Annotated in this window: 4 protein-coding genes; 3 read left to right on the forward strand and 1 reads right to left on the reverse strand. The window is 73.2% G+C overall.

Going from position 1 to position 2,761, the window contains the following annotated elements:
* From Q0112_RS00090 to Q0112_RS00100, 3 genes are all read left to right on the forward strand, one after another.
* On the forward strand, positions 1-1,682 hold a 1,682-nt coding region (locus tag Q0112_RS00090), incomplete at its 5' end, for a transketolase (protein WP_297970024.1).
* A gap of 201 nt (positions 1,683-1,883) precedes the next feature.
* Positions 1,884-2,120: an AbrB/MazE/SpoVT family DNA-binding domain-containing protein gene (locus Q0112_RS00095; protein WP_297970025.1), complete on the forward strand. Its 237-nt coding sequence runs from the start codon at positions 1,884-1,886 to the stop codon at positions 2,118-2,120.
* Entirely contained in the window at positions 2,117-2,518 is a 402-nt protein-coding gene (locus tag Q0112_RS00100; RefSeq protein ID WP_297970026.1) for a PIN domain-containing protein, read from the forward strand. Before Q0112_RS00095 ends, Q0112_RS00100 begins: the two co-directional genes overlap by 4 nt.
* Before the next feature lie 36 nt (positions 2,519-2,554).
* Here the strand turns inward: Q0112_RS00100 and Q0112_RS00105 are convergent.
* Positions 2,555-2,761: hypothetical protein (locus Q0112_RS00105; protein WP_297970027.1), on the reverse strand; the 207-nt coding region annotated here is incomplete at its 5' end.

The following is a 2,761-nucleotide window of genomic DNA, read 5'->3' on the forward strand; positions in this document are numbered from 1 at the left end:
TCGAGGCCTGCCCGAACCAGCTCTATTCGGCGCTGACCTTCCAGGGCGGTGCGGCGTGGCGGCGGCGGCTTCTCGACGACCTCGGCGACCAGGGGCCGGTCTCGGCGCTGATCGAGCGGCGCTCGGACGCGGAGCTGGCGGCGCTGATGGAGAACCTCGGCGGGCACGACCTCGCGAGCCTCCTGCACGCCTTCGAGGCGGCGGGGCGGCACGACCGGCCGACGCTCTTCCTCGCCTATACCATCAAGGGGCGCGGGCTGCCGCTCGCCGGGCACAAGGACAACCACGCCGGGCTGATGACCCCGGCGCAGATCGAGGGCCTGCGCGCCGCGATGGGCATCCGGGCCGGGCACGAGTTCGACCCCTGGGAGGGGATGGCCGATCCGGCCGGGCTCGAGCGGGTGGCGAGGGGGGCGCGCTTCTTCGCGGCCGGGCCGCGACGGCTCGCGGCCGGGCCGGTCGAGGTGCCGGCGGCGCTGCCGCTCGCCGACAACCGCGGCAAGCCGGTCTCGACGCAGATGGCCTTCGGGCAGATCCTGAACGAGATCGCGCGGCAGGGCGGGCCGCTCGCCGACCGGATCGTGACCACGGCGCCCGACGTCACCGTCTCGACCAACCTCGGCGGCTGGGTGAACCGGCGCGGCCTGCACGCGCGCGAGGCGCTGGCCGACACCTTCAAGGCCGAGCGCATCCCCTCGACCTATACCTGGGAGTTCTCGCCCGCGGGGCAGCATATCGAGCTCGGCATCGCCGAGGCGAACCTGATGACCATGCTCTCGGCGCTCGGGCTCTCGCACCAGATCAACGGCGTGCGGCTGCTGCCGATCGGCACGGTCTACGATCCCTTCGTGCTCAGGTCGGCGGACCAGCTCAACTATGCCTGCTACCAGGACGCGCGCTTCATCCTGGTCGGCACGCCCTCCGGGGTGACGCTGGCGCCCGAGGGGGGCGCGCACCAGTCGATCGCGCCGCCGCTGGTCGGCATGGCGCAGGACGGGCTCGCCGCCTTCGAGCCGGCCTTCACCGACGAGCTCGGGGTGATCCTCGGCTGGGCCTTCGACTATCTGCAGCGGGACGGCGACCGCACGCCCGACCCGCGCACCTGGCTGCGCGACGCGACGGGCGGCTCGGTCTACCTGCGGCTCTCCACCCGGCCGGTCGAGCAGCCGGGGCGGCCGATGACGCCGGCGCTGGCGCAGGAGGTGGTCGACGGCGGCTACTGGCTGCGCCCGCCCGAGCCCTCGACCGAGATCGTGATCGCCTATACCGGCGTCGTCGCGCCGGAGGCGGTCGAGGCGGTCGGCCGGCTGGCCGAGACGCGGCGGGCGCCGGCGCTCCTCGCCGTCACCTCGGCCGATCGGCTGAACGCCGGCTGGTCGGCGGCGCAGCGGGCGCGCGAGGCGGGGGCGGCGGAGGCGCGGGCGCACGTCGAGCGGCTGATGGCGGCGGTGCCGCGCGAGGCGGCGATCGTCACCGTCTGCGACGGCCACCCGGCCGCGCTCGCCTGGCTCGGCTCGGTCGCCGGCCACCGCGGCCGCGCGCTCGGCGTCGAGCATTTCGGCCAGACCGGACGGATCGCCGACCTCTACCGCCACTACGGCATCGACGCCGCCGGCATCCTCAAGGCCGTCGAGACGCTCACCCCCGGCCGGCCGATCCCGGTGGCGGCGGCGGGGGATTGAACGGGCGATCGGACGCGGGAGCGCGCGGGGCGTGAGCCCTGCGCAATCAGGATTTCGCGCGCGAAACTATAGGTATCCTGTTGATCCGGAAAGGATTCGTCGGGTTAAAACTTCGTTGCTCGCCTGCGGGCCCCGATCGCGCCGTTGCCCGGGCCGCCGCGAAGATATACATTATTGAGGCGTATATCCTCCGGAGGAGCCATGCAGGTCTCGAGATGGGGCAACAGCCTGGCGGTGCGACTGCCCGCGGCCGTGGTCGAGGAGCTCGGCCTGAAGGAAGGCGACGAGATCGAGATCGGTGTCGACGCGGAGCGGCGGTTCAGTGTGCGGCGCAAGCCCGATCCAGAGGCGCTGCTCGCGCGGCTGAGGAGGCTCCGCGGGCGGCTGCCCGCCGACTTTCGCTTCGACCGGGACGAGGCGAGCGAGCGCGGCGCGTGAGCGGCCGCTTCCTCGATACCAACGTGCTGGTCTACCTCGCCTCGGCGGACAGGCGGAAGGCCGACATCGCGGAGCGGCTGCTGGCCGAGGGCGGCACGGTGAGCGTGCAGGTGCTGAACGAGCTGGCGAACGTGGCCCGGCGCCGGATGGGGCTCGGCTGGGAGGAGACGGCGGAACTGCTGGCGGCGGTGCGGGCGTTCGTCGCCGTCGAGCCGCTGACGGTCGAAACGCACGAGCTCGGGCTGGCGCTGGCCGAACGGCACGGACTCCCGGTCTATGACGCGATGATCGTCGCGGCCGGGCTCGTTGCCGGATGCGACACGCTCCTGTCGGAGGACATGCAGCACGGCTTCGTGGTGGCGCGGCAGATGCGGGTGGTGAACCCCTTTGCGGCGTGAGCGGCAGGCGTCCCATGGGGCGCCTGCCGCCCGGCATCACCAGGCGATGCGGAAGCCGGCGGTCGCCGCGCCGGTGTAGGAGTCGCCGAAGTTCGCCAGGCTGGTGCTGACGAGGCCCTCGCCGTAGACGGCGTATTGGCCGTCCGCCCAGCTCCAGGTGCCGCCGAGGCCGAGCGAGCCCCAGGTGCGGTCGGGCCTGTTGGTCAGCCCGGTGCCGCCGACGGTGAGCTTCGTCTCGCCGAT

It is taken from the genome of uncultured Amaricoccus sp. (genome assembly GCF_937858865.1).
Taxonomy (GTDB): domain Bacteria; phylum Pseudomonadota; class Alphaproteobacteria; order Rhodobacterales; family Rhodobacteraceae; genus Amaricoccus.

Coding starts and splice junctions, on each gene's coding strand:
- Q0112_RS00095 (WP_297970025.1), top strand. CDS start 1,884: ATGCAGGTCTCGAGATGGGGCAACAGCCTGGCGGTGCGACTGCCCGCG.